Below are 24,686 nucleotides of genomic sequence, written 5' to 3'. Positions count from 1 at the left end.
GAAGATGAGGATATTGGTTTACGGGGCGGGCGTTCTGGGTAGTTATCTTGCTCATGTATTGGTGCGCGGAGGGAATGAGGTTACCGTGCTGGCAAGAGGCAAGAGAGCTGTGCAACTGAAGACGAATGGGCTTGTCATCCGACATTATTTTCAGCGTCGCACCACGGTCGATGAAGTAAACGTCATTCAAGAGCTTACTGCCGACGATCTCTACGATCTCATTTTTGTCGTTATGAAATACAATGATTTCCCATCCGTTCTATCTATACTAGCCGAGAATCGGTCTTCCAATATCGTCCTCGTTGGGAATAATGCGGATGCCCTCGGGATGCAGAATGAAATTCAAGAAAAGAGTAAGGCGAAGAAAAACGTCATTTTCGGCTTTCAGATTAGCGCTGGAATCCGGGAGGAGAGCGGACGCATGATCTGCATCCGCGGAGGCGGGCAAATGATATTAGGCAGCTTAGACGGCGAGATCTCAATAAAGCCTACCCTTGAGAGCGCATTTAAGAAAGTGAAGTATAAATTAGCCTATCATGAGGATATCGACGCCTGGCTTAAAAGCCATATCGTCACGATCGTTGCCTTGAACTCGGTTAGTTATCTTTACGACGGCGATTTAAAGAAAGCAACGAAGGACAAGAAACTCTTTAACCAGGCCATTTCCGCAATGGACGAGGGGTTTCGTCTATTGGAGAAGCTAAATTACACGATCACACCTGCCAGTCAGGTTATCCTTATTCGTAAGCATAGATGGATCACATACCTGGGTCTAATCTTCGTTCACAAATTGTCGTTTATGAAATTGATAGATGGTTCTTTCAGTGAAATTTCCGCTTTGTTCGAATCCTTCAAAAAGCTGAAAAAACATATAAATATCGAGACTCCTTATTGGGATGAGTTGGAGAAGCGAACGATGTCCAAGTTTGTTAGCCGCTAAACTCCCGAATCTCATTCCATCCACTCATTATAGCCATATTGCCTTTCCTAAAATACACCCCACTTGAATCGCGAACAACTACTAAATAAAGCAGCAGCCACCATATGCAATGGTGGCTGCTGTTGTTGTCCTCTCCCCTTCGCAATGCGGAGGGGGCCGAATCTTATTAACGTCGTAGCAGCGGAGAGGACGAAACAATTTCGGAGAAGCGAAGCGTTCGCCTAAAAGCTTTCCGAAGGAAAGCTAACATCGGAAGCATAACCTTTGACCCCGAGTTTAATACCGTTAATATTCATTCAATAAACTTGGGGGCAACAGCGATCAGAGGAATGTTTCAAACTCATCATCAATGCCAGAACTAAGCATTGTGAACCCCGCAGCCTACTCCTCCTCCGACGCCTGCCGCGCATGAGTGTACAGCTGCTCATAGTAGCCATGCATGGCAATCAGCTCATCATGCGTCCCCTCCTCGACCGCTCTTCCATCTTTCATGACCAGAATGCGGTCAGCATGCATCACCGTCGATAAACGATGGGCAATGATGAGCGTCGTCCGTCCTTCGGATACGGTTTGCAGGGCGCTTTGCACCAGCTGCTCCGTCTGCGAGTCCAGATGCGCCGTTGCCTCGTCGAGAATCAAAATCCTAGGCTCGAATACCATAATACGCGCAAAGGAGATCAGCTGGCGTTCACCTGCGGACAATCCGCTGCCTCGTTCAGACAGCAGAGAGTCGTAGCCCTGCGGCATTCGCATGATCATATCATGTACGCCGACATGCCGGCATGCCTCCATGACACGTTCACGGGTGATGCTGTCTTGAAAGAGTCTGACGTTGTCCAGCACACTCCCTGAGAACAGGTACGGCTCCTGCTGGATCAGGCCGACAAGGCGGTGCAGCTGCTGCTGGGGAATGTCACGGATATCGATTCCATCTATCCGAATACTGCCCCTATTCACATCATAAAAGCGGTTTAGCAGGCTGATCAGTGTGCTTTTACCAGCCCCCGTTGTACCCACAATACCGACCATCTCCCCTGCATCCAGATGCAGATCAAGATGGGGAATAACGGGTTTAGATGGTGCATATCCGAAGGTAATATGATCGAAATCCACTTTACCTCTGGCTTCATCCGCCTTCAGAACAGTCTTGTGATCAGGCAGTGGATCCTTTACGTCCGGTTCGGTGCTGAGTATTTTCCAAATGCGGTCCATGGATACCATCGTTGACTGAAACGTGTTCCACTGCATCGTAATCTGGTTAATCGGTTGGAAAAACTGGCGGATGTAGCTGGTAAAAGCGTACAGAACGCCAACCTCCATGCTTTTATGGAATACAGCCATCCCACCAAGCCAAACGACCAACACCAGGGCAAGGTTTCCTAAAATATCAAAGGTCCGGTTGAATAAAACATTGGCACGAACCTCGCGCATATTCCCTTCCCAATAACTTTCGTTATGCTCGTTAAACCGACGGGTCTGCTCTTCCTCCTGCCGGAAAGTCTGAATCAGTCCCATGCCGGAGAGATTTTCTGCGATGAAGCCAATCAACCGCGAAAGACGGCTCCGGGTCACTTGATAAGCCTCCCGCAGATAACGCCGGAACATGAAAGCGACCAGACCGATGACAGGCAAAATAATAAGCGAATACCATGCCAGCGTCGTATCCAGCCGGAACATGAAATAAACGATGAGAACCAAAGTCATTCCGTCGCGAATCAGGCTCAAGAGCACCTGGGTAAAGAACTGGCTGATGGTCTCCGTATCGCTCGATACATTCGTGACCAGGCTTCCGCGATGGACCCTGTCAAAATATGACATCGAAAGTTTGGAGATATGATGAAATAAGTCCTTACGGATTTTTGCCACAATGCCCTGACCGGCATACTGGAGCAAATTATTTTGAACATAAGTGAACACAAAGCTTATAACAGAGATTCCCAAATAGATGCCCGCCATCATCGCGATAAAACCAATTTGCGCATTCCCTTTGGCCAGATGATCGTCAATGACGATTTTGACCAGATAAGGCTGGAGCAAATCCGCTGATATCCCGAGCAAAGCGCAGAAAAAAATGGCTGTAAACGTAAGCTTATGCGGTTTGGCATACTTTAATATATTTTTAAATGCTTCAAATGACTTTCCTTTGCTCCCGTCAGATGATTTCTTGCCCGCTAGAGCAGCGGCTGCTGAAGAATTAGGCATGCTGCAATCCCTCCTGTTGAATCCGGTACAAAGACGCGTATAAACCGTCTCTGCGTGCCATCAATTGCTCATGGCTGCCGCGCTGCACAATTCGGCCCTCATCAAGCACAATAATCTCATTGGCGTGCTGCACGCTGCTGATCCGATGAGCGATGATCAGTGTGGTTTTACCTTGCCGTTCTTTGACGAGATTGCTCAAGATCCCTGATTCTGTCAGTGTATCCACCGCGCTCATACTGTCATCGAGAATAAGCAGCTCAGGTCTTTTCATCAGCCCCCTCGCCAGACTGGCACGCTGCCTTTGTCCGCCAGAAAGCGTAAGTCCGCGTTCTCCCAGTTTGGTTTGAAAGCCTTCCTTGAATGTATTTACGCTGTCCAGCAGTAAAGCCTGATCCGCTGCGTTTCGTATCTGCTGCATGTTCGCCGACCGATCGCTGAACGCGATATTATCAGCAATGTCCGTACTGAATAAGAACCCATCCTGCGGTACATAACCGATTTTCCTGCGCAGCGTTTCCAGAGATACTTCTGTAATGTCTTCCCCGCTTACACGTATGCTGCCGGCCGGAGGCTCGTAGACCCGAAGCAGCAGCTTCGCCAAGGTGGATTTCCCGCTGCCCGTGCGTCCGATTAAGCCGATGGTTTGACCTTTCCGAATGGAAAAGCTAACATCGTCAAGCGCTTTTTCCGAAGCACCCGGATAGGAAAAATTCAGATGATTGATTTCAATATCTCCAACAGAACTCAGCTCGATGGCCGAATTATGGTCCCTCACGCTTGGCACTTCAGCCAGCAGACGGTTCACCCGTTCCAGGGATGCACCCGAACGCTGCATCATATTGATAACGTTGCCAATTTGCTGGAGAGGTCCGGTCAGCATCCGCAGATAAAAGGTTAAGGCAACGAAGCTGCCGAGAGACAGATGATGCTGAATAGTCATGTACCCGCCAACAAGTAGCGAAACCACCAGTGACAAAGCTCCGAGAAAAGGCAGGATAGCCTGGAAAAGAGAAGACATCCGCACCAGGCGGAGCTGTGCTCCCCGGACGCCGTCAACGGTACTGTCAAATCGCTGCTGGGCCGTTTCTTCCATGGCAAACGTCTTCGTCACGCGGATTCCGCCAATTTGTTCATCCGCCGATTCCGTCATATTGGCCAGATTCTCCTGCACCTGCATGGATCTTTCGCGAATTCGCGGACCGAAGAAAATAACCAGAAACGGGATCAGGATCAACGGACCTACGCTCACCAAGATCAGTGTCACGGGAATACCGGTAATGAGCATCATCGCCACACAGGAAATGACCATGAACACTGCATTGGTCGTTTGCGTGACACCAAAGGAGATCGCCTCGCGCACCGATGTCACATCATTCATGACGTAACTGAGCAGCTTGCCCGTACCCTGTCTAGAGAAGAAATCCTCGCTCAACCTGGAGAACTGCGTAAAAATACGACTGCGTGTGATAAACTCGAAGCGACGTCCAAGCCTCATGATCGTAAATTGGCCGAGCCCAAACAAAATACCATAAGATACTGCAATGGCAAGCAGAATAAGGCTGTACTGAATGATTCCATCCCGTCCCAGTGAGCCTTCCTTGAGTCCATCCGTTACTTTTCCCAGTATCTGTGGCAGCAAAGACTGATCTACGTTAGATAAAATAATCAAAATAATGGCTGTGAGATAGAGCAGCTTGTTTTGCTTCAAATAGCTGGTGAGCAGTTCAAAGTTTTTCAATGGTTTCGTCCCTCCTTATGCTGGTACTGTAATTCCCTTTTCTAAATCTTCAACTAAAATATAGCATATATAAAAATAATCTGCGGCATGGCACCCGGACACTTTAGGCAATAAACCGTTGATATGACTGGGTTTTCATTTGATAAAAAAAAGGATATCCACAAATTTACTGTCAATCACAGCTGGCAATATATAAAACCATCTTATAGATTAATCCTATAAACGTTATAACATTAATATATTTAACTTATAAGAAGAAATATGCAACAATAATGCCAACCATGAAATGGAGGTGTTCAAAATGGATTCTTTGAACCAATGGCAGCCGCTCTCATATGACCAGAAGCTTGGATTTGTATCCAAGTACGGAAAAGATCTGCTGTCTTTATTAAACCCACGAAAAGAAGAAATGATTCTCGATCTGGGCTGCGGTACGGGTGACTTAACGCATGAGATTTCACGATCGGGTGCCAAGGTCGTCGGCATAGACGCATCTGCAGAGATGATTGGTCATGCCAGTGAAAAGTATCCATCCTTGGAATTTCGTATTGACGATGCTCAGAAGCTCCGAATGGAACCTTGCTGCGATGCCGTATTTTCCAACGCCGCACTCCATTGGATGAAGGATGCTGAAGGAGTTGCACGCAGTGTGTGGAATGCCCTCAAGCCCGGCGGACGTTTCATTGCAGAGTTCGGCGGAGCAGGCAATGTAAGCACCATCGTAAACGCAATTACCGATGTCTTAACGGCAGAGTATGGCATTCATGCTGCAGAACGGAACCCGTGGTATTTCCCTAGCCCGGGAGAATACAGCTCGCTTCTGGAGCGCCAGGGATTCACTGTTCGCCTGGTCTATTATTTCGAACGTCCTACCAGGCTTCATGACGGGCAGGATGGGATGATCAGCTGGCTCGCCCAATTTGGTGATGACTTTTTTCTTGGACTAAGTCCGGATAAAATACGCGAGGCCTGCATAAGGATCGGTGAAAAGGTTCATAGAAACTTGTGGAGAGACGGGGCGGTTTATGCAGATTATAAACGTCTCCGGATCGTTGCCGAAAAGCCTGATCATCATAAATAGCTGCTTCCTTTTCTTATGAAACAAAAAAAGAGCTGCGGAAACAGCTCTTTTTTTGTTTCATAATGCTCATTTATGTTGTTTTTCGAAACAAGGATCCAGATTCCAATGTTAGCTAACTTATTTCTCTCCTATATAGCGGTTATCCCCTGCTCCCCAGCCAGCGATCATATAAATAACACCAGCTACCAGAAGAAGGAGCAATGCCGCCGTCCAGCTGCCTGTCATATCATGGACAAGACCGAACAGCAGTGGCCCTACCGCTGCGAGCAGGTAACCTATCGATTGAGCCATGCCGGACAATTCTGCAGCTTGCTGAGAATGACGGGTCCGAAGCACGAAGAACATCGTAACCAGGCCAAAAGCTGCTCCGGTTCCCATACCAATTGGAATGACTGCAACCGGTACCAGAGCCTGAACTCCGGTCAACAGTATTATAAAGCCGATCATAAAGCAAAGAAACGTAAGGAAAATTAGAAGTCGTTGATTTTTAAATTTGGCGGCCAGAACCGGAACGATAAAGGTTACCGGTACGCTGAACAGCTGCATCAGGGAGAGCATCCACCCTGCCGCCGACGGGGTCATGCCGCGCTGGGTCAATATTTCCGGCAGCCACGCCACCACGGAATAGAATACAAAGGATTGAAGACCCATAACGATGGTCACCTGCCAAGCAAGCTTGGAGCCCCAGACGCTGCTGCTCTTGGCAGATACTTGTACCTTGGCGACTTCGTGACGGTAACGCAGCTGCGGAAGCCAAGCCAGCAGCGAGATGACGGCCAGGATACCCCACATAACCAGAGACCCGCGCCAGCCAGAATGCAAATGACCCGCTACCGGAACACTGATCCCCGATGCGATAGCCGCGAAGATATTCATGGATACGGAATAAATACCCGTCATTACACCCGTACGAAGCGGGAAATCACGCTTGATCAAACTCGGCAGCAGTACGTTGCTTAGAGCAATGCCTAATCCAAGCAAAATGGTCCCTGCAAACAAAGCCGTAATCGTCGGAATAAACCGCAAGACAATACCGACAGTCACCGCGCATACACCAAGGAATAAGGCACGTTCCATTCCCCAAAGGCGTGAGATTCTCGGAGCGAGCGGGGACATTAACGCGAAGGCCAGAAGCGGAAAAGTTGTGAGTAGTCCAGCCAAGGTATGAGACATTCCCGTGTCGCTGCGGATCGTTTCAATGAGTGGACCCACTGCGGTAATCGGCGAACGAAGAGTTGTTGCAATCATGATGATGCCGACAAGCAGCAAAGCCGCCTTCATTCCGGTTGATACCGATTCATTGTCTGTCTTTTTTGCTTGAGTTACGTTATTCATGATGTAGTTCATTTCCCCCTTGTATATCCTTCAGCAGCATTTCGCGCGAAGCATCAATATAAGCCCGAACGGAATCGGCCGATCCCGCTTCATCCTGGGCAATAATAGCTTGGATCAAGCGTTCGTTAAACTCTGCGTGCAGGCGAGTCAAAGCCAAATGGCCACTTCCGTAAATAACAACCTGCTGAACAGCTTCACTTATCGAATCATACAGATCGCTTAAAATCGAATTATGTGCAGCATTGATAATCTCTTTGTGAAAAGCATAATCTACACGGGTAAAAGCTTCTATATCCCCCTCTTCTTCAGCCTTTCGGTAATCAACATAAGCCGACTGAATCCGCTCTATATCTTCGGCTGTCCGCCGCAAAGCAGCCAAGCGTGCCCCTTCCTGCTCAAGCGCTGAACGCACCTCCAGTGTCTCGCTCAGCTTGGAACGTTCCAGCCTGCGTGCCAATACCGGTGTTAAACTGCTGGATGAGCATACATAAGTCCCATCGCCCTGTCTTGTCCGCAGCATTCCCGCGTGGATGAGGGCATGAACGGCTTCCCGGATCGTATTTCTGCTGACGCCCAGCTCTTTGACAAGCTCGGGTTCTGCAGGAATCCGTTCTCCTACTGGCCAGGTTCCGTTCTCAATCAGCTGCTCCAGCTGAGAAACAATTTGTTCGACCAACGTTCGCTTTGTTGGACGTTGTAAGGTCATAAGCGATTCCTCCAAACATAGGATGTTTGGTTCATTATAGCATATATTTTCAATTACATGTCTTTTTTCTGAAAAGTAATATGTATAAAATTCTGGAATGCTCTCTTGATCAACAAAAAGGCTGCTCCAGAGGAGCAGCCTGCATATTGAGGACGAAACAATATGTGATTTTATAAATTATGCCTGAAACTCTCTATGCTGGGATGCTGCCTTGTTCCGGTAAAGAGCCGGAACCTTAAAGAAAAGAAAACTGTAGATTTCCACAATCGCGATGGCTCCAATGACATCCATAATCACATGCTGTTTCATAAACAGAGTCGAGGCAATAATCAAAAGAGACATACCGCTGATCAAAGTGACATTCAGACGATTGCGGGCCGGGCTCTTCCAAATCATTCGCATCACCATATAGCTGGAGAAACAGTGAATGCTCGGAAAACAATTGAATGGTTGATCACGGTTATAAATAAACCTAGTCAGCTGTGAAAAAGGATCGTTTCCGATCACTTCCGGCCGCGGCACAGTAGTTTGGAACACCAAATAGACGCCGTAGCAGGTAAGTGCGCAAATTGTATATACCAGCAGCGAGCGGTAATAGGAAGGACGATCCCGAAAGAAAAAATAGACCAGACAGACGTAAATGTAGAAAATCCAGACTCCGTACGGAAGAGCGAAATATTTAATGAAAGGCGTCGCCTGATCCAGGGGTGTAACAAGTGAATATACTTTATCCGTCGGCTGGTTCACCAAATGATATAGGCTGCCCAGAAAAGGAAAAACAAGCATAAGTGCGAGAGGAGCCAAGCGGAGCAGCTGCTTGAGATCCCTGTTTTTAAGCCATGACATTTCAATCAGTACCTTTCTAAATTCAAAATCGCGTTTTGGACAACGCCTCCTGGCATTGCTGCAAAACCCTGCTGAATTATTGTACTCCGCGATCCGTCATCGTTCAACACCAATATATGTAGATATTTAGCGGAAGATTCAGGTCTCTGCCAGGGAAAACCGGAAAATATGACGCAGTACAACCGCAGCCCCGCCAATCAAACAAATTCCCCAGATTTACAATACCGGCGCTTAAATGCTCGGCAATCTCCTCATTAATATCCAAGGCCAATGCATCGCCAAGACGAATAGCTTCTTTATATATAGACGGACGAATTTCCGAAAAGTTACCCCTGCACAGCTCAAGAAAGCATGGTAGGTCTTCCGGAGTTACCCCCGCACCAACCCTCGAATATACCGCTGACCAGCTGATGGCATTTTCCAGGCAGGCATCAAGACGGGCAAACCAAAAAGAACCTTCTTATCCTCACGGGTAAGAAGGTTCTTATATTGTATCAACTGCTACCGCTTAAGCTTGCGGTTGTTGATCCAGAGCGGAATACGGAACAACAGATTGATGAGCAAAACGATAATGACCAATACCGCTGCCGATCTATCGGCAATCTGCGCGGCATCCTCAACGATTGCCTCCGACTGGACATACCAGAGATGAACGGCAAGCGTTTCGCCGGGGGAAAATAAATTGAAGTCCCACATTTCTCCCGAGGTGCTGAGACCCGCTGTCAATAAAATGACGGCCGATTCACCATATGCACGGCCCGCCACAAGGCAGATGCCCGTAATAATCCCCTGAAGTGCCATCGGTAAAACCACGGTGCGGATACACTGGAACTTGGTCATTCCAAGTGCATAAGAAGCATTTTTCACATCCGTTGGAACTGCACGTACGGCTTCCTCCGTTACCCGCGCCAGCATCGGCAGATTCAGAAAAGCAAGACTGACTGCGCCGCCCAGAATCGTTAAACCGATCTGGAAGTACTCCGCGAAGATCGCCAAGCCGAGCATACCGAATACAATCGAAGGCACAGAGGAGAGACTCTCCACACAAATGCGCAGCACTTCTGTAAACTTATTTTCCGGTGCATATTCTGCCATGTAAATGCCGGCACCTACCCCAATGGGGATCGAAATAACCAGCGACAGGAACAGAATATAGAAGGAATTAAACAAAACCGGCCCGATGCCACCCCCGGCATCCATATCTTCTGGCAGTTTCATCAGAAAATCCAAAGACAGTCCGGGAAGCCCTCTGCCAAGAATGGTCAGAAGGAGCCACAGGATCAGGAGCAGCACGAGTGCTCCAAGTCCGTAAAAAGCAAATGTTGCCAGCTTGTTATAAACAAGCGATCTTTGCATCTTGCGGCTGCGCGTCATGTCTGTCATGCCTTTGCACTTCCCTTCCGTCCAAGATAACGGATAAACAGAATAAGAATAAATGAAATGACAAGCAGCAGAAATGCCATCATATGCAGAGCATAGTTCCAGGTCGAGTCGAATTCTACATTAGATATCTGCATGACGATATTGCTTGTGAGCACGGATGCCGGTGTAAAGAGCGTCTTCGCCAGCTGAGCTGTATTTCCGATCACCATCACAACCGCCATTGTTTCGCCAATAGCCCGTGTCATACCCATGATAACCGCAGTAATAATCCCTCTGCCCGCCGCAGGAATAACCACTCTCATCATCACCTGAAGACGCGTTGATCCCAACGCATATGCGGCTTCCCGGTATTTTTTCGGAACCATGGAGATGGCCTCATCACTAATGCGGCAAATTGTCGGCAGGACCATCAATGCTAGAACCAATGCTGCTGCAAGTAATCCGTCGCCCAAATTTTCACCGCTCAGTCTCCGCAAAAAGGGGATCAGAACGGTTAAACCCAAATATCCGTAGACGATGGAAGGAATGCCGACCAACAGATCCAGAACCGGACGCATTATATTTTTGATCCATTTTGGGGCAATTTCAGCGATGAGTATCGCCAATCCCACAGCAATTGGAACCGCCAGCACCAAGGTCAGTGCCGTAAGCGAGAGCGTATTAACGATAATTGCCGCCGCGCCAAAATGATCTTCCTCCGGTGTCCAATTAAAAGAAAAGAAAAATTCAGCGAAGGAAATATGTGAAAAGGTAAGAAGCGCTGTTTTGCCGATAAAAAAGATGACCAATCCGAGAACAAAGCACAGGGCCAATATGCTAAACAGAAAATAATACTTAAATAGCCGATTTGCCATCCGTACACGCATATATCGGCTGAACCGGCCCTTGCTGGATGGCTTCATGAATAATGCGTGATCTTCGGGCACAACTTGCTGGGTGGACGTGCTCACAAGGTTTCCTCCTATAAAGCAGCCAGCCCCATATCCGATCAGGGCTGGCTGTAGAATACATCTTTATTATTCAAACCGGGTGCTGCCTCTACTTGCGTTTAGTGCATAGCGGAGACTGGGATGAATTTCAGTTTCTTGAGTGAGCCTTGTTGGAACTTTTGGCTTTGTACATATTCAATGAAAGCTTTGGTTGCACCGGTAGGCTGTCCTTTAGTCATGTAGTATCCATAAGCCCAAATTTTATAAGTTCCGTTAATGACATTGTCCGTCGTCGGAGCCACACCGTTGTAGCTGATCGCCTTCACATCACTGTTTACATACACCAGATCGATATATCCGATTGCATTTGGAGTCGTGGCTACAGCCGTTTTCATATCGCCGCTGGAACCCACTTCTTTGTAATTTTTCTCTTTTTTCACGATGTCGCCGCCTGCCAGTGCTTTAGTCTGATAGTTGACGCGTGTGCCGGAGCCGAATGCGCGGGTGATGACAACAATGTCCGCATTATCGCCGCCAACGTCCTTCCAGTTCGTGATTTTGCCGGAGTAGATGCCTTTCAGCTGTTCTGTGGTCAGATTGTTGACCTTTACGTTTTTGTTGGCAATCGTCGCAAACGGAATCACCGCAACCTTGTTTGCCACCTGTCCGTCAAAGGCTTTAAAGCCGGGAACATCCATGCTTGCATCCCAATCGCATGCGCCGATCTCGGCGATGCCTTTTTTCACGGCCTGCGGCCCTGTAACGGAGCCTTTACCTGAAGCTGCGATTTTCACCTTAGGGTTGAGCTTTTGGAATTCCTTTGCCGCTTGGAGCGTCAGTGGGAGCAGTGCTGTGGAACCGTTAATTGTAATTTTTCCAGACAAACTCGAAGCCGCAGATGCGGAACCTACCAGTGTAGATACGGCTACCAGTGAAGCTGCAGCCATCAGGGACATTTTTTTAAATAGTTTCATGTGAATAATCTCCTCTCGATTTGGAACAAATTATTTGGTAAGCTGACTTGCTTTACCGTTTTGAACGACGATGACTTTACCGTCTGCAATGATCGCAACGCGGGTACCATCTGATGAGATTGCCAGATCAGTAATATCCGACTTTGTGCTGTAGAGCTCGGTTTTAATACCATCTACGACGCTATAAACCTTCGTGCTGCCATCAGCGGCTACCCCTGCTGCAGCGATGTTACCATTCGCGCTTGCTGCACTCAGAGCCATGTCTACGTCACCGATCAGATCCTGGATTTTTCCATCAGCAGAAATGGACTTAATCACGCCTTTGGCACTGCTGTTTTCGGAATCGGCACTCAGGAAAGCGATGCTGCCGTTCGTGAGAAATGCCGGATACAATTTATTATCACTGGAGGTTGTCAGGGCTGCCGGCTTGGCATCCTTCACATCAAGATCAAGTGTGTAGATTTGCTCTCCTGCACCGGAGTAATCAATCTTGAGCGAATCCTCCGTGCTGTCCTTATCGCTTTGAGCTACGCCCGTAATGTTCACGATATATGCAATTTTCTTGTCATCAGACGAGACATGAACTTCGGATTTATTTTCAACCTTGTCGGCCAAAATCTCGGTGATTTTGCCGCTATCAACCGCTATGTATGAGATTTTTTCCTGTTTGTCGCCTTGCACGAAATAGATTTTTTTACCGTCAGCAGACCAGGCCAAATCTGTTTTCACTGAAGTATCCGCGCCAAGTTTTAACGGTTGGCCGCCCGATAAGCTGGTCAGGTAAAGCTGTCCAGTTTCATCTGTGTAGGCAGCTGAATCCCCATTCGGAGAAATTGACATATTCAAGACGTTGTTGTCTGAAGATAATAAACGTGAGCTGTAATCGGTATTCAGGTGAAATAGTTGAGCCGGATCCGCATCATCCTTAATGGCAATCACTTGGCCCTGAGCGTCAAAGTTTACGGAAGCGAAGCTTCCAGCGATTCTTTCTTTCGTCAGGATCTGAAGGGTTTGTCCGGCATCCAAAACTTCACCACCGAGTGCAAGAACAACCGGCTTCAGCTCGACATACGAACGGTTATCCTGCATAAGCGGAGCTGTTGTAAAAGAATGCGCTTCTCCGTCCAGCTTGAATGTTTTAGAGCCTGTTTGAAGCTGCAGGCTATGTCCGATTTTGTCCGATTTGATTGTGATGACTCCTTTGGAGGAGGTGACAGCCGCTCCATAGGCCTTAACCAGGTCGCCAACCGCAATCAGTTTGCCATTCCCCGCTTGGAGCATTTGCACGGAAACGCTTTGACCGTTTACCAAAATCTGCGTTGTCGTTACAGCAAATTTAGCCGCTGTCGTTTTGGAAGCAGGACTTTTGACTGGTGCTTTTGCCGTTGCAGCTTCGGCGGTTCCTGCCGACAGGGCTGTCGTTACCAGTGCAGCTGCCGCAAGAATTTGGAACATTTTATTATTTTTCAAATGGCTCACCCTTTTCTTATCGCTTAATGGATATAGGTCTATTTTCGTATACATTTGTTAAAAGCGTTCGATTGGTATGTTATGGAAATATTAAATATTTATCGTTGTCTTTTGTAAAAATAGGTATTATCCTAGTTAGAAATAGAGCTTATCCCAGAAATATGCCTGAATATGGAAGTTATTGCATGTGTCCTATTGTTAACTGAAGTTATGGAGGCCAAAAAATCGTGTATGTAATCGGATTTATATTATCGCTCGTTATTGTGCTCGCACTCATCCCACCTCTGCGGAAGTTGGCGATTCGGGTTGATTTCGTCGACAGACCCACCAGCCGGAAAATTCATAAGGAACCGGTACCTCATTTGGCGAGCATCGCCATTTTCCTTGGGTTCATGATTCCGTATCTGATATTGACACGTCATTGGGACCGTGAAATGGCTGGTGTCATTGCCGGATCACTCCTGATCATGGGAATCGGAATGGTGGATGACTGGTATAAAACGCGGGGCAAGGATTTTGCAGCCCTGCCGAAAACCGTGATTCAGGTGGCGGCAGCTGTTATTGTTTATTTCTCCGGTATTTCGTTTGTCGGAGTAACCATTCCTTTTGTAGGCCATATGATCGTGTTTCCCGAATGGCTCCAGTTCATTTTGACCATTCTATGGATCTTCGGTGTGACCACGGTCATTAACTTCATGGACGGACTTGACGGTCTATCCGGAGGCGTAGCCGGCATCTCGGCATTGACCCTCTTCGTTGTGGCGATTGCCAAGGGCCAGTCCCACTCAGCCATTATGGCGATCATTCTCGTCGGTGTTGCGCTCGGCTATCTGAAATACAACAAGCCGCCAGCCAAAATCTATATGGGGGATGCAGGTGCAACCTTCATCGGGTTTATGCTTGGCATAATTGCACTGGACGGGGCATTCAAACAGGTTACCGTTATTTCAATCCTGGTGCCGGTGCTGGCGCTCGGAGTTCCGATTTTTGATAACATCTATGTTGTGATCAAGCGTTATTTGAACGGACAACCGGTGTATAAGGCAGACCGCAGTCAGATTCATTACCGCCTAATCTCCTGGGGGCTTAGTCCGAAACAGGCCGTTGTCTTCATCTATTTGATCAGCGCCTGCTTATCCCTCTCGTCCATTATATTGATGCTCCTAAGCTGAATTTTAAAAAGCTCCACTGACCTGATCACAGGCAGTGGAGCTTTTTTTGTATAAAAATCTGTTAACTGCCAGAAGGCTGTTTACGGGCCATCGCTTTAAAGATAGCCTTTAACAGCGGAGGCACCGCCAGGAATATAAACAATGTTCGGAACAGCTGGTAGCAAATCACAACGGATAGATCCGCTCCCGCTTCTTTAGCGATGATCCCCATCTGATCCATACCACCGGGGGCCAAACCCAAAAAGGCGGTTACCATGGAAACGGTGTGGAGCTTGGTAAGCAGCAGGCTGAGACCGATGGAGCATACGATCAGCGAAGCTCCACTGAAAATCGCCAGTATGATAATCCGCAGCTTATTCCCTAGCTGCTCAGGCTTCAATAGCATTCCTACATATATCCCGATCACCAGCTGTGAGGCGTTCAGAAATACGGTTGGCAAAGCATGACCCGTATAGCCGGATAAGTTAAGAAGAACGGTTGCAATCATGGGCCCGAGCAGATAAGCTGTCGGGAATTTGAAACGCTGCCCCACGATGGCAAAGAGAGTGCAGAGAACCGCAAACACAATAATGTGGGGAAACAGTCCCTCCCAGCTTGCGGCAGCAGCACTGTGCACAACCCCTTCGACCGTTTTGCCGCCTGCACCTTCAAACAAGGGACTGAAAACAAGCAGCGGCACAAAGAAGATGATCATCATCAATCGTGAAACCTGCAAAAAGGTCACGACAGTAATATCAATACCTTTGATCTCTTCAGCCAGCGGTATCATTTGAGTCAATCCACCGGGGATGCTTCCCATGAGTACTGTTGGAAACGGGACCCCTGACAGCAGCGATACCAACGAGGCAATCATCAAACTGCATAACAGCAGAAGGACCGTCAGCAGAATCATGGACGGCAGCTGCCGTCCAATTTGCTGCAGCGTCTCCAGCGTAAAGGATAGTCCGACCGTATAGCCGATTATAATCATCCCTGCATTACGGAGAACTGGCGGCCACAACGGCTTAACCCGCTTGAATGACTTCGAAGCGATCAAGGTGCATATCATAGGCCCAAGCAGCCATGGGATCGGCATATGAATCCATTGAAAAATAATTGCGCCAATGATGCCGCAGAATAGAGTATAGATAAGCCGGACCGCTTTACTGGACATCCGCCGTCAGCTCATCAATCCGTTTCTGGATATCACCTTTGAAGACACCGCCATGATAACAAATAATCGCTTCAATATCATAATCCTTGAATTTACGGACGGATTTCAGTGCCAGATTCATATCAGGTGTAACCGGCGGATTCGGTCCGCAAAGCTCGCCGTTATTGACCGTTAATGCGTCACCGGCAATCAGCGTTTTGCTGTTTGCATGATATAAACTGATATGTCCGGGCGTATGTCCCGGTGTGTGAATGACGGTGAGTCCGCCGCCAAAAGGAAGTACATCCCCTTCAGCAACGATGTGAGTAACCTGGGCAGGCGATTCCTTGGAAAAGGCATGTTCAAATCCGGTATATTCTTTTTCCGTCAGCGACTTCCGGAGCATATCGACTACCTGCGGACGCAGCTTGATAAATGGAAGTTCACCGTCGATATAAGGCTGATCATCTTTGTGGGCATACACCTCCATAGTCCCGTGACTCCCATCCAAGAATTGCGGAAGGCTTCCCACATGATCAACATCCTGATGCGTCAATATAATGGATCCTGGTTCCAAAGCTGTATAACCAGCCTGCTGCACCAACTCCTTGATAGCTCCATATTGACCTGGCATCCCCGTATCCACCAGTACCCAGCTATCTTTGCTGCCGATCACCACCGGATGCAGCACCATACCGGAGCCCGGGATGGACAATTCCAGCATTTCCAGTTCTTGAGCTATTTTCATATGTTCCAAAGCATGACGCTTTGGTTCACCTCCTTGTGTGTTCAAAAAACTCGCAAGTTCATTATATGACTCTCGGGTTCCTGCCGTCAATCCACACCATTGACCTTCCCATGCCGGCATGTCAAAATACAAGATGAGGTGGACGTTATGGAAGCATTGAAACGACAGCAAGTTGTGAACACAGCAATGGAGATATTTAAAGAAAAAGGATATGTTGCGGCTTCGATGAAGGAAATTGCCGAAGCCTGCGGCATGGCAAAAGGAAGCATATATAAGCTGTTCCCTTCAAAAGAAGAGCTCTTCACCGCCGTTTTTGTGGCATGTCATCAGACGATGTTCACCCGTGCAAGAGAACTGGATTTCGAACAGCAATCTCCACCCAAAGAGAAGCTGCGGCGGAAGATTGAATTCCAATTGCAGTACATGCTTGAAAACTACTACTTTACGAGTGAATTCAAAGAGCTGCCGGTCAAGGATAACGAGCATTTCATTGCCGCCTGGAAGAAGAAAAGAGTAACCCTTCTTCAACTGCACCGCGACTTTTTTTATGAAGCATATGGAGAGACAATCGAGTCTCATATATGGGATGTTGTCATTATTTTCAGAGGAATGCTGAGAGAGTATCTGTCCTACGCTATTCAAAAGGTGATTTCACTGCCGATGGCTGAACTCTCCGGTTTTATCGAGGAGCGTATGGATGCAGTCGTGCGTGATATCGTTGAAAATAAACCAACGCCCGTGATGAACCAAAAGAACGTCTATTATAACGAACTGAATCCGGTCGACCCTCATACGCGGGTGGCAACTATTCAAAGCTTTCTGGATTCCCTGGAGGAACAAATCGATGATCTGCCCATGGCGGAGCATCTGCAAAATGAGCTAAAAGACGTGATCCGTATGCTCCGGAAGGAACTGATGCAGATAAATCCCAACCAGACACTGCTCCGCGTCTATGCCTCCTATCTCGAAAACAGCCCTGTACTTGGCCCTTATGCCAGACAGCTCCGATATATGATATAGAAGTCTGTCTGAGGCAAGAAGCCGGAAAATATACAAATGACCCGAGAGGAAGCACCTGTTTTCAAGTGTCTCTTCGGGTCATTTGTTAGTTTGGACGGGGTACGTTCCTTGTGGTTTCTGTTCCGACAGAGTCTCCCTTTACAAGGGTGACATAAATACGCTCATGATCCACTTTTTCGCCGGATATAATTTTGATCAACTGCTCCGACGCGAGCGCCCCCCATTTCCGCTTGGAATAATCAATGGTGGCCAGCCGCGGCTGCATGTAACGGGTAAGCTCGATATTATCGAAGCCGATCAGATGAACATGCTCACCAATCTTGAATTCGGTATCGGCAATCCGGTTGCAAAGACCGATCGCCATCTCATCATTAAGACAGAACACAGCTACCGGCTCCGTGTATTCCTGCATGATCTGCTCCGCAGCCTTTTCACCGCCGCTCTTCTTGAAATCCCCTTGGATTTCAATCCATTCCACGTCCTCGGCCCGGTCCGCTACCATCTTCACAGCTTTCATCCGCTGCGTAGAGTCATACGATCCCTCAGGCCCGGAAACAACATAAATTTTCTTATGCCCCTGCTCAACCAAATACTCTGTAGCCAATGTTGCCCCGGCTTTGTTATCCAGCAATACCTGATTAATGTTCGGGTGTTCCAGTTCCCTGTCCAATACGACGATTTTATGATTGCGTTCCGCATATTTAAGAAGCTCTTCACTGGAAAATGTATGGTCCAGGATCACTGCGCCGTCGATCATACGCTCCGGCAGCATCCGGTGAGACTGCTTGCCGCTGCACACGATCAGGTCATAACCTTGTGAATTGCAAACCTCCTTCATCCCATCCAGCAGTTCCCCGTATACATCACCTTTAAAATCTGTCAGGAACACACCCAGGATTCTGGATTCCCTCTTTTTTAATGTTCTTGCAGCCGCGTTGGGCACGTAGTTCAATTCTCTGGCGATGGCCAGTATTTTTGAGCTTGTCTCGTCCGTTACCTTGCTGCTTCCGTTAAGCGCATAAGATACCGTTGAAATTGAAACCCCGGCTTTTTTGGCGATATCTTTTATACTTACCAATGGTCCTCGCTCCTTACTTTGGTTAGCTCCATTCTTACTTCGTTCACATGACGCAGATCTATATACCTATGGAAAATGGCGATCCCTAAAGATCGCCTTGAAATTACATAAAAATGTCAATTACATTATGTTCACCATTCATCGCTGCCTCAAAGGCTTCTCTTGAAATGCGTGCTCCGCCCTCACGGTAAGGGTTGGATATTCTCTCGGTATTCAGTGCCTTTCCATTCAGGACGACCTTGCTAACGGGAGCTCCGGTAATATGATAGATAAAGGTTACTTTCACTCCGTTATATTGGAAATCAAAATGCATACCATCCAATGAAGAAGGCAGCACAGGGTCTACCACAAGCCCTTCATGGTCCTGACGTATTCCAAGTGCGTTAGAAATCAGCTGATTCATGTAGATCCCCGGTCCACTGGAATAGATTCTCCAGCCGCCCTTCACCGGAACCTTGCCGCTGCGAAGCTCATCAAAATTCGTCTGAGCATCATAACGTGTATTAAACTTGCCGTCCGAGCTGCTGAAATAAGAATTACTTTGGCGAATTTCCGCATTCGGAACCACATCACGAATACCTACCGGGTTAATAACGTTTAGCCCGTTCCATACATCGTCAGCATGTCCCAGCTTCGCCATGGCTTCCACGAACCGGATGTGGGCATGCACATATTGAAGCCCTACTTCACGTCCGAAGTTTGCAGCCTGCTCCGCCCGTTTGAAATGCGTGCTGACTCCACCTGCATATTGGGCAGGACGGTTCATCAAGCGGACGCCATCAGGGAAGAACATCTTTTCCTTGATCAGATCATAATGCGCCTTTGCACGCTCCGGATCCAGAAGCTCTGCGATCATACTCCGTGTCATCGGCAGCAAACGGTACTGGATGCCGGTCTCGGTATCTGTCGGATGCAGCATCAGTTTGGTTGAATCCGGATCTTCCATGTAAAGGAAACCAGGAATGACTTCTGTCTGCAGCATGTATTGGTTAAAATCGCGTTTGATTCCGGAAGCCATTTCCTGAAGCTCTGCCGCTAGCGCTGGCTCTTCAGGAAGCAATGCCGCAGAAAGCTGGGTTAATGTCTGGTAAGTCAATGCAACCGTCCAACTGCTGACCATATACTTCTTGAGCTGTGCATTCGCAGGCTGGAGCGTATCATCCCAATCTCCATCTCCGTAAGAAGACAAGTAAGTGTCGTGCAGGAAATGACTCCGGATATAACCGATTTCTTTATTCACATGCTCCAATACCGTAAATGTTTGCTCCGTAAACTGGAAGCTCCCCTTCATGGTATAGGAAACCTTTTCCTTCAAAATACTGTAATCCTGTGTAGCCGTCAAATAATCACTAAGTACCTTTAGCGGCCATACGATAATATCTCCATGGCTTTCTTCCTGCTGGACAGGCGCATAACGGTCAAACATAAACCACTGCGGCCAGTTTCCATCATCTTCATATTGATGGGTATAGACTGTAAGCAGAATATCGCGGACTTGTTCGAATTTTTGCGTTGCCATGAAATATTCGGTAGGACCCTGGCATACATCCCGGGTTCCCCAGGCCGCTCCGCCATACTGTTCAAGACCGTGCGGGACCGAATAATGGACGAGCATATTATGCGTATACCACCAGGCCAACGCGTTGACTTTAAATAAATCATCCTTTTCTGATCCATCTGCCCCAGTAAGATGGAATTCGTTCATAACCTGCTTATAAAAATCATGATATTTTACAATCTCTTCTTCTATATTCTTGGTAGACGACGGAAGTTCCTCTCCATCGAGCAATCCTTGAACCGTAAGTGTCCATTCCTGGGTAGAATCGATCTTCATCGTCACCAGGGACGCGCAGCCGGCCTGGACACCATCAGCAAGCACGGTTTCATCACCGATTTCAACACTTGCACCTTCAACCCACATCCGGTATTGCAGATCCGGATAGGCTTCCATGCGGATTGCATCCTGCCCGCCGTAGAAAGTAAGTATGCCGTTATCATTCGTCATGCGAACCGGCTTCTCATATTCATTCACTTCCATGGTGATCTGGTTGGTCACCAGGAAGCGGTAGGCTTTGCCACTTTCGGAACGCACATTCAGACGAACCTCTGGCGTATCCACAGTCGTAAAGTTTGTAATGATCAGCATGTCGTCACTCGTTTTGTAATACCAGCGCACATAGTTAAAGCCGATTTCAAACAAGGAAGGCATCGTGAGCAGCTGGTATTGACCATCCAGTTCCATGTAAATCCGCTGGCCAGAGGTCTTGGGAATGTTAAGGGCACTGCGAGCATTACTCATCATTTTATTGAAGTTCGTATTGCCTACAACAAGATGCGAGTTGAAAATACCATACATATATGAAGTGGTGGTAACCACCTTGGCCCCCAACTGCACATTGTTTCCGCTCATCAGGATATGTCCATGTGGACGCTCAACGAGCAGTTCCTTTTCCTTCAAAACGATATGTTCGTAGGAATCCGTAAAGAAAGCAATCAATTGCCCGTCTTCACGCTCTTCCTGATGTCTTGTATGGCTCGGGAAACGCGAATTCACTTCTTCATCCGTCATGGAAAGCGTCTGCAGCGGATCACCCATGACTTTTTTAAGACTAATCGGAGAAAGCTTTTGCATCGGTTCTTTCATTTCTTCAGCCTGATAGGCATCCCAAGCTTGCTGCACTTCATCCTTGAATTCCAGCTCCGTCACTGCAGAAGCGTGGTCAGCTTTCACAAGGCCATAGAATACAAAGCGAGCTTCACCATTGAGCGAAACCAGCTCTGACTGGAGCGCCGTGTAGGCAAATTCGTATTGGTAGATTTCATTGGCAAGCCCAGTTTGACTTAGGCATGACGGTATATTCGTTTCTTTGTAAGACAGTCCAAAAAATTGAAAACCATCGGTTGAATAACCTGACGCACGAGTCAGAGAGCCTTGCTGTATATAAGGGAACGTCCCGCCTTGCGGCTGATTCTGTCTCGAACAAACCACATAGCCATGATCCTTGTCCTCGAAAACAGAATGATCGATATACTGAGATAAGTATGCCTCATTGCTGCGTACAGCTCCGACATCCGCATTGCCGATATCCTGCCCGTAAATGATGTCTATCTTCACGTTTTCACCGTGAGTAACCACATCCCAGAACCATACACCCTGAGCTGATAAGGCAAAGGTCACTCGGTATTGAACATCTTCAGCAGTTCCTTCCCACACCATCCGGTTCCCCCCGGTGCTAACCGTACTTCGGGAATGAAGTCCAAGCAGCGGGTAAGAAGAGATGCCCGAATCGTTATGGATACGCAGGTATAAGTTATTCAAAGACCCTTCAAGAGGGCTTGTCATCAATTGATTGATCATCGTCCGGCCGCTAACGGCCTGATACAAATCTCCGCTTTTCCAAAATGTAAAGCACAGATCACCTGCTTGAATGTTAAGCTTAGAATTCGTCATGGTGGCTGTCATGTATGTTTATTCCTCCTATCCTGTTAAACAATCCGGCAGAAGACGGTTGTTTTTCAAGGCAGCTATTCTTTTTTACAGTATGTGATGATCCCGGCAAGACATAAGGAGTCTTTCCGGAATCTGTATTTGATGAATTTCCGTAACTAAACTCAGATCAATTTAAAAGACTGCTCCAAGGTGTCGCGGCTATTGGGTCCGACAAATACCTGGAATGTTCCCGGGTCACTGCTAAAGCTGAGATCAGAGTGATGGTACCGTAGCTGTTCTTCTGTCAGAGTAAAGGTCGCAGTGCCGCTTTCTCCTGGCGCTAGTTCCAGTTTCTCAAAACCTTTGAGCTCGCGCATCGGACGTACAACCTCACCCGCGATATCGCGGATATACAGCTGTACGGTCTCCACTCCCGCTCTGTCTCCCGTGTTCGTCACTTTGACTTGAACCGTCAGCGGGTCTCCGGCCTTCATTTCCTGGCTTGAAATCGTCAAATCACTATATTCGAAGTTGGTATACGAAAGTCCGAATCCAAACGGAAGCAGAGGATCATTCGGGCTGTCGATATATTTGGAAACGTAACGTTCCTCCGTTTTTTGAGGATCCAGCGGACGGCCTGTGTTGAAATGGTTGTAGTAGACCGGAACCTGGCCTACCGATTGCGGGAAGGACATGGTTAAACGAGCGGAAGGATTCACATTACCAATCAGAATATCTGCGACAGCAGCCCCGCCTTCACTGCCCGGGAACCATGCTTCCAGCACTGCATCCGCCTCTTCGAAAATACCATTTAGGTCGAGTGGACGGCCGTTAAAAATAACGGCTGCCAGCGGCTTGCCAAGTGTTTTCAGCTGTTTCACCAGCTCAAGCTGCGCCTCTGGGAGACGGATGTTCGTCCGCGAGCCCCCCTCACCGCTCATTGCTGAATCTTCACCTAATGCCAAAACAATAATATCAGCGTTTCGCGCTGCTTCCAGAGCTGCTTCAATCTGCTGCTGTGTAATGCTGTCGATGCCGGAACCTTCGGCAATGCTGAGTTTGCCTCCGGACAGCCGCTCTTGCAGCGATTTGCCAAGCTGAACTGCATCTTCCTTCGCTCCAACGCAGGACCACCAGCCGAGAATGTCATCACTTTGAGCAAAAGGACCGATTAAAGCCACGTTTGCATCGGTTTGAAGCGGCAAGAGGCCATTGTTTTTAAGCAGAACGCTGGACTTGGCTGCAAGATCATAAGAAACGTTTCGATGCTCAGCGCAGAAAATAACCTCGCGTTCTCTATCAGGGTCTGCTGCACGAAGCGGATTTTCGAAGAGTCCGAGTTTTTCCTTCAAACGCAGAATACGCAGTACAGCTTCGTCAATCAGCGCTTCATCCACCCGGCCGCTCTCCATCAGCTTCGGTAGATGCTGAACATAACAAGGCGTCATCATTTCGATATCCACCCCCGCACGGATAGCCCGATAGGCTGCTTCGCAATCATCTTCAGCCGCTCCATGTGCGACCATTTCACGAATCGAAGCCCAGTCAGATATGAGCACCCCATCAAATCCCCACTCGTCGCGCAGAATTCCGCGCATGAGCTTCTCATTGCCTGTAGCCGGAATACCGTCAACCGTATTAAAGGATGTCATGACCATTTCACAGCCTTCATCGAGCGCTGCTTTATAGGCCGGCAAATAAGATTCGCGCAAATTCCGTTCAGACATATTAACCGTATTGTAATCGCGTCCGCCTTCCGGAGCACCATACGCCGCAAAATGCTTCACGCAAGCTGCAAGGCGGTCAGGATCCTCCTTCAGATTATCTCCCTGATAGCCGCGGACGAATGCCCGTGCAAACAGGCTGTTCAGATATGGATCTTCTCCTGTTGTTTCCATGACTCTTCCCCAGCGCGGATCACGAACCAGATCCACCATGGGTGCGAACGTTACATGAATACCCGATACGGCAGATTCTCTTGCGGCGATTTCCGCGCTTTTCTCGGCCAGTTCCGTATCCCAGGAGCAGCCAATTGCCAGCGGAATTGGAAAAATAGTCTTGAATCCATGCACCACATCAGCCATGAACAGGAGCGGAATGCCTAGACGGCTTTTGCTTAGATATGAATTTTGTACATCTATAATGGCCTGCGCACCCGAAAGACCGAGTACGGAACCGCTGGCTGTTACCATCGATTCGGTAATTCCCATTTCTTCCATCGGGCCCGTCACTTGTCCTTCGTTGTCCGTGCCTTCATGAAAATGGGCGGTAAGCTGCAGCAATTGGGCAATCTTTTCTTCAAGTGTCATTTGTTTTACAAGGCCTTGTAATTGCTGAATATCCATACAGTTCCCCTCCACTACCTGCTTAAAATTAATTGAACCGGTTGCTATTTTTAAGTTGCAGTTAAGCGGCTCATATGCCGAAAAAAACCTTCATTATAGAATCATAGAGTTTTCATCAGGCAGTCTCTTAGATTCTTTCTCCTTTCTCAGGAGCTTG

Annotated in this window: 18 protein-coding genes; 4 read left to right on the top strand and 14 right to left on the bottom strand. The window is 48.0% G+C overall.

The window, feature by feature from the left end; all coding sequences use genetic code 11:
• Positions 1 to 4: 4 nt before the first annotated feature.
• A complete protein-coding gene (locus KJS65_RS25630; RefSeq protein WP_213652640.1) occupies positions 5 to 940 on the top strand; it encodes a ketopantoate reductase family protein in 936 nt (311 codons plus the stop codon).
• 381 nt (positions 941 to 1,321) lie between these two features.
• On the opposite strand, the gene KJS65_RS25625 is transcribed toward KJS65_RS25630, so the two are convergent.
• Both KJS65_RS25625 and KJS65_RS25620 read right to left on the bottom strand, forming a co-directional pair.
• Positions 1,322 to 3,142: an ABC transporter ATP-binding protein gene (locus KJS65_RS25625; RefSeq protein WP_213652639.1), complete on the bottom strand. Its 1,821-nt coding sequence runs from the start codon at positions 3,140 to 3,142 to the stop codon at positions 1,322 to 1,324.
• The gene (locus KJS65_RS25620) at positions 3,135 to 4,880 is read right to left on the bottom strand and encodes an ABC transporter ATP-binding protein (RefSeq protein ID WP_213652638.1); all 1,746 of its coding nucleotides are present in this window, start codon (positions 4,878 to 4,880) and stop codon (positions 3,135 to 3,137) included. The genes KJS65_RS25625 and KJS65_RS25620 overlap by 8 nt, the downstream gene beginning before the upstream one ends.
• A 301-nt stretch (positions 4,881 to 5,181) precedes the next feature.
• Here KJS65_RS25620 and KJS65_RS25615 point away from each other — a divergent pair, with 301 nt between their 5' ends.
• Complete coding sequence (locus KJS65_RS25615) at positions 5,182 to 5,961, top strand: class I SAM-dependent methyltransferase (protein WP_213652637.1); 780 nt, start codon at positions 5,182 to 5,184, stop codon at positions 5,959 to 5,961.
• Positions 5,962 to 6,078: 117 nt separating this feature from the next.
• Here the strand turns inward: KJS65_RS25615 and KJS65_RS25610 are convergent, their stop codons facing one another.
• The 7 genes from KJS65_RS25610 to KJS65_RS25580 all read right to left on the bottom strand — a co-directional run bounded on the left by KJS65_RS25610 (position 6,079) and on the right by KJS65_RS25580 (position 13,604).
• The gene (locus KJS65_RS25610; protein WP_213652636.1) at positions 6,079 to 7,296 is read right to left on the bottom strand and encodes a CynX/NimT family MFS transporter; all 1,218 of its coding nucleotides are present in this window, start codon (positions 7,294 to 7,296) and stop codon (positions 6,079 to 6,081) included.
• The gene (locus tag KJS65_RS25605) at positions 7,289 to 8,002 is read right to left on the bottom strand and encodes a FadR/GntR family transcriptional regulator (RefSeq protein WP_213652635.1); all 714 of its coding nucleotides are present in this window, start codon (positions 8,000 to 8,002) and stop codon (positions 7,289 to 7,291) included. Before KJS65_RS25605 ends, KJS65_RS25610 begins: the two co-directional genes overlap by 8 nt.
• A gap of 177 nt (positions 8,003 to 8,179) precedes the next feature.
• On the bottom strand, positions 8,180 to 8,848 hold the full coding sequence (locus KJS65_RS25600) for a phosphatase PAP2 family protein (RefSeq protein ID WP_213652634.1): 669 nt from the start codon (positions 8,846 to 8,848) through the stop codon (positions 8,180 to 8,182).
• Positions 8,849 to 9,349: 501 nt separating this feature from the next.
• Positions 9,350 to 10,231 (bottom strand): phosphate ABC transporter permease PstA, encoded by an 882-nt coding sequence (gene pstA, locus KJS65_RS25595; RefSeq protein WP_136608301.1) that lies wholly within the window; start codon positions 10,229 to 10,231, stop codon positions 9,350 to 9,352.
• Positions 10,228 to 11,133, bottom strand: a complete 906-nt coding sequence (gene pstC / locus KJS65_RS25590) for a phosphate ABC transporter permease subunit PstC (protein ID WP_213652721.1) — start codon at positions 11,131 to 11,133, stop codon at positions 10,228 to 10,230. The genes pstA and pstC overlap by 4 nt, the downstream gene beginning before the upstream one ends.
• 146 nt (positions 11,134 to 11,279) lie before the next feature.
• Complete coding sequence (locus KJS65_RS25585; protein ID WP_213652633.1) at positions 11,280 to 12,134, bottom strand: phosphate ABC transporter substrate-binding protein; 855 nt, start codon at positions 12,132 to 12,134, stop codon at positions 11,280 to 11,282.
• A gap of 30 nt (positions 12,135 to 12,164) precedes the next feature.
• Positions 12,165 to 13,604 carry an LpqB family beta-propeller domain-containing protein gene (locus KJS65_RS25580; RefSeq protein ID WP_213652632.1) on the bottom strand — a complete coding sequence of 480 codons (1,440 nt, stop codon included), beginning with the start codon at positions 13,602 to 13,604 and terminating at the stop codon, positions 12,165 to 12,167.
• Positions 13,605 to 13,828: 224 nt separating this feature from the next.
• Here KJS65_RS25580 and KJS65_RS25575 point away from each other — a divergent pair, with 224 nt between their 5' ends.
• Positions 13,829 to 14,776, top strand: coding sequence for an MraY family glycosyltransferase (locus KJS65_RS25575; protein ID WP_213652720.1), 948 nt, complete (start codon positions 13,829 to 13,831; stop codon positions 14,774 to 14,776).
• A gap of 61 nt (positions 14,777 to 14,837) precedes the next feature.
• On the opposite strand, the gene KJS65_RS25570 is transcribed toward KJS65_RS25575, so the two are convergent.
• A complete protein-coding gene (locus KJS65_RS25570) occupies positions 14,838 to 15,929 on the bottom strand; it encodes an AbrB family transcriptional regulator (RefSeq protein ID WP_213652631.1) in 1,092 nt (363 codons plus the stop codon).
• Positions 15,919 to 16,656: an MBL fold metallo-hydrolase gene (locus KJS65_RS25565; RefSeq protein WP_213652630.1), complete on the bottom strand. Its 738-nt coding sequence runs from the start codon at positions 16,654 to 16,656 to the stop codon at positions 15,919 to 15,921. Before KJS65_RS25565 ends, KJS65_RS25570 begins: the two co-directional genes overlap by 11 nt.
• Before the next feature lie 147 nt (positions 16,657 to 16,803).
• Here KJS65_RS25565 and KJS65_RS25560 point away from each other — a divergent pair, with 147 nt between their 5' ends.
• On the top strand, positions 16,804 to 17,676 hold the full coding sequence (locus KJS65_RS25560; protein ID WP_213652629.1) for a TetR/AcrR family transcriptional regulator: 873 nt from the start codon (positions 16,804 to 16,806) through the stop codon (positions 17,674 to 17,676).
• Positions 17,677 to 17,761: 85 nt separating this feature from the next.
• Here KJS65_RS25560 and KJS65_RS25555 read toward each other — a convergent pair whose 3' ends face one another.
• The 3 genes from KJS65_RS25555 to KJS65_RS25545 form a co-directional block, all read right to left on the bottom strand.
• Positions 17,762 to 18,754: a LacI family DNA-binding transcriptional regulator gene (locus KJS65_RS25555; protein ID WP_213652628.1), complete on the bottom strand. Its 993-nt coding sequence runs from the start codon at positions 18,752 to 18,754 to the stop codon at positions 17,762 to 17,764.
• Between the two features lie 103 nt (positions 18,755 to 18,857).
• Positions 18,858 to 22,217, bottom strand: a complete 3,360-nt coding sequence (locus KJS65_RS25550; RefSeq protein ID WP_213652627.1) for a GH36-type glycosyl hydrolase domain-containing protein — start codon at positions 22,215 to 22,217, stop codon at positions 18,858 to 18,860.
• 149 nt (positions 22,218 to 22,366) lie between these two features.
• Positions 22,367 to 24,529 (bottom strand): glycoside hydrolase family 3 N-terminal domain-containing protein, encoded by a 2,163-nt coding sequence (locus KJS65_RS25545; RefSeq protein ID WP_213652626.1) that lies wholly within the window; start codon positions 24,527 to 24,529, stop codon positions 22,367 to 22,369.
• Positions 24,530 to 24,686: the final 157 nt, after the last annotated feature.

This window comes from Paenibacillus sp. J23TS9 (assembly GCF_018403225.1).
Taxonomy (GTDB): domain Bacteria; phylum Bacillota; class Bacilli; order Paenibacillales; family Paenibacillaceae; genus Paenibacillus_AQ.
This window is presented reverse-complemented; position numbering and strand designations above follow the sequence as displayed.

Coding starts and splice junctions, on each gene's coding strand:
- KJS65_RS25605 (WP_213652635.1), bottom strand. CDS start 8,002: ATGACCTTACAACGTCCAACAAAGCGAACGTTGGTCGAACAAATTGTT.
- KJS65_RS25600 (WP_213652634.1), bottom strand. CDS start 8,848: ATGTCATGGCTTAAAAACAGGGATCTCAAGCAGCTGCTCCGCTTGGCT.
- KJS65_RS25545 (WP_213652626.1), bottom strand. CDS start 24,529: ATGGATATTCAGCAATTACAAGGCCTTGTAAAACAAATGACACTTGAA.
- KJS65_RS25565 (WP_213652630.1), bottom strand. CDS start 16,656: ATGAAAATAGCTCAAGAACTGGAAATGCTGGAATTGTCCATCCCGGGC.
- pstC (WP_213652721.1), bottom strand. CDS start 11,133: ATGAAGCCATCCAGCAAGGGCCGGTTCAGCCGATATATGCGTGTACGG.
- KJS65_RS25610 (WP_213652636.1), bottom strand. CDS start 7,296: ATGAATAACGTAACTCAAGCAAAAAAGACAGACAATGAATCGGTATCA.
- KJS65_RS25560 (WP_213652629.1), top strand. CDS start 16,804: ATGGAAGCATTGAAACGACAGCAAGTTGTGAACACAGCAATGGAGATA.
- KJS65_RS25625 (WP_213652639.1), bottom strand. CDS start 3,142: ATGCCTAATTCTTCAGCAGCCGCTGCTCTAGCGGGCAAGAAATCATCT.
- KJS65_RS25630 (WP_213652640.1), top strand. CDS start 5: ATGAGGATATTGGTTTACGGGGCGGGCGTTCTGGGTAGTTATCTTGCT.
- KJS65_RS25570 (WP_213652631.1), bottom strand. CDS start 15,929: ATGTCCAGTAAAGCGGTCCGGCTTATCTATACTCTATTCTGCGGCATC.
- KJS65_RS25615 (WP_213652637.1), top strand. CDS start 5,182: ATGGATTCTTTGAACCAATGGCAGCCGCTCTCATATGACCAGAAGCTT.
- pstA (WP_136608301.1), bottom strand. CDS start 10,231: ATGACAGACATGACGCGCAGCCGCAAGATGCAAAGATCGCTTGTTTAT.
- KJS65_RS25550 (WP_213652627.1), bottom strand. CDS start 22,217: ATGACAGCCACCATGACGAATTCTAAGCTTAACATTCAAGCAGGTGAT.
- KJS65_RS25585 (WP_213652633.1), bottom strand. CDS start 12,134: ATGAAACTATTTAAAAAAATGTCCCTGATGGCTGCAGCTTCACTGGTA.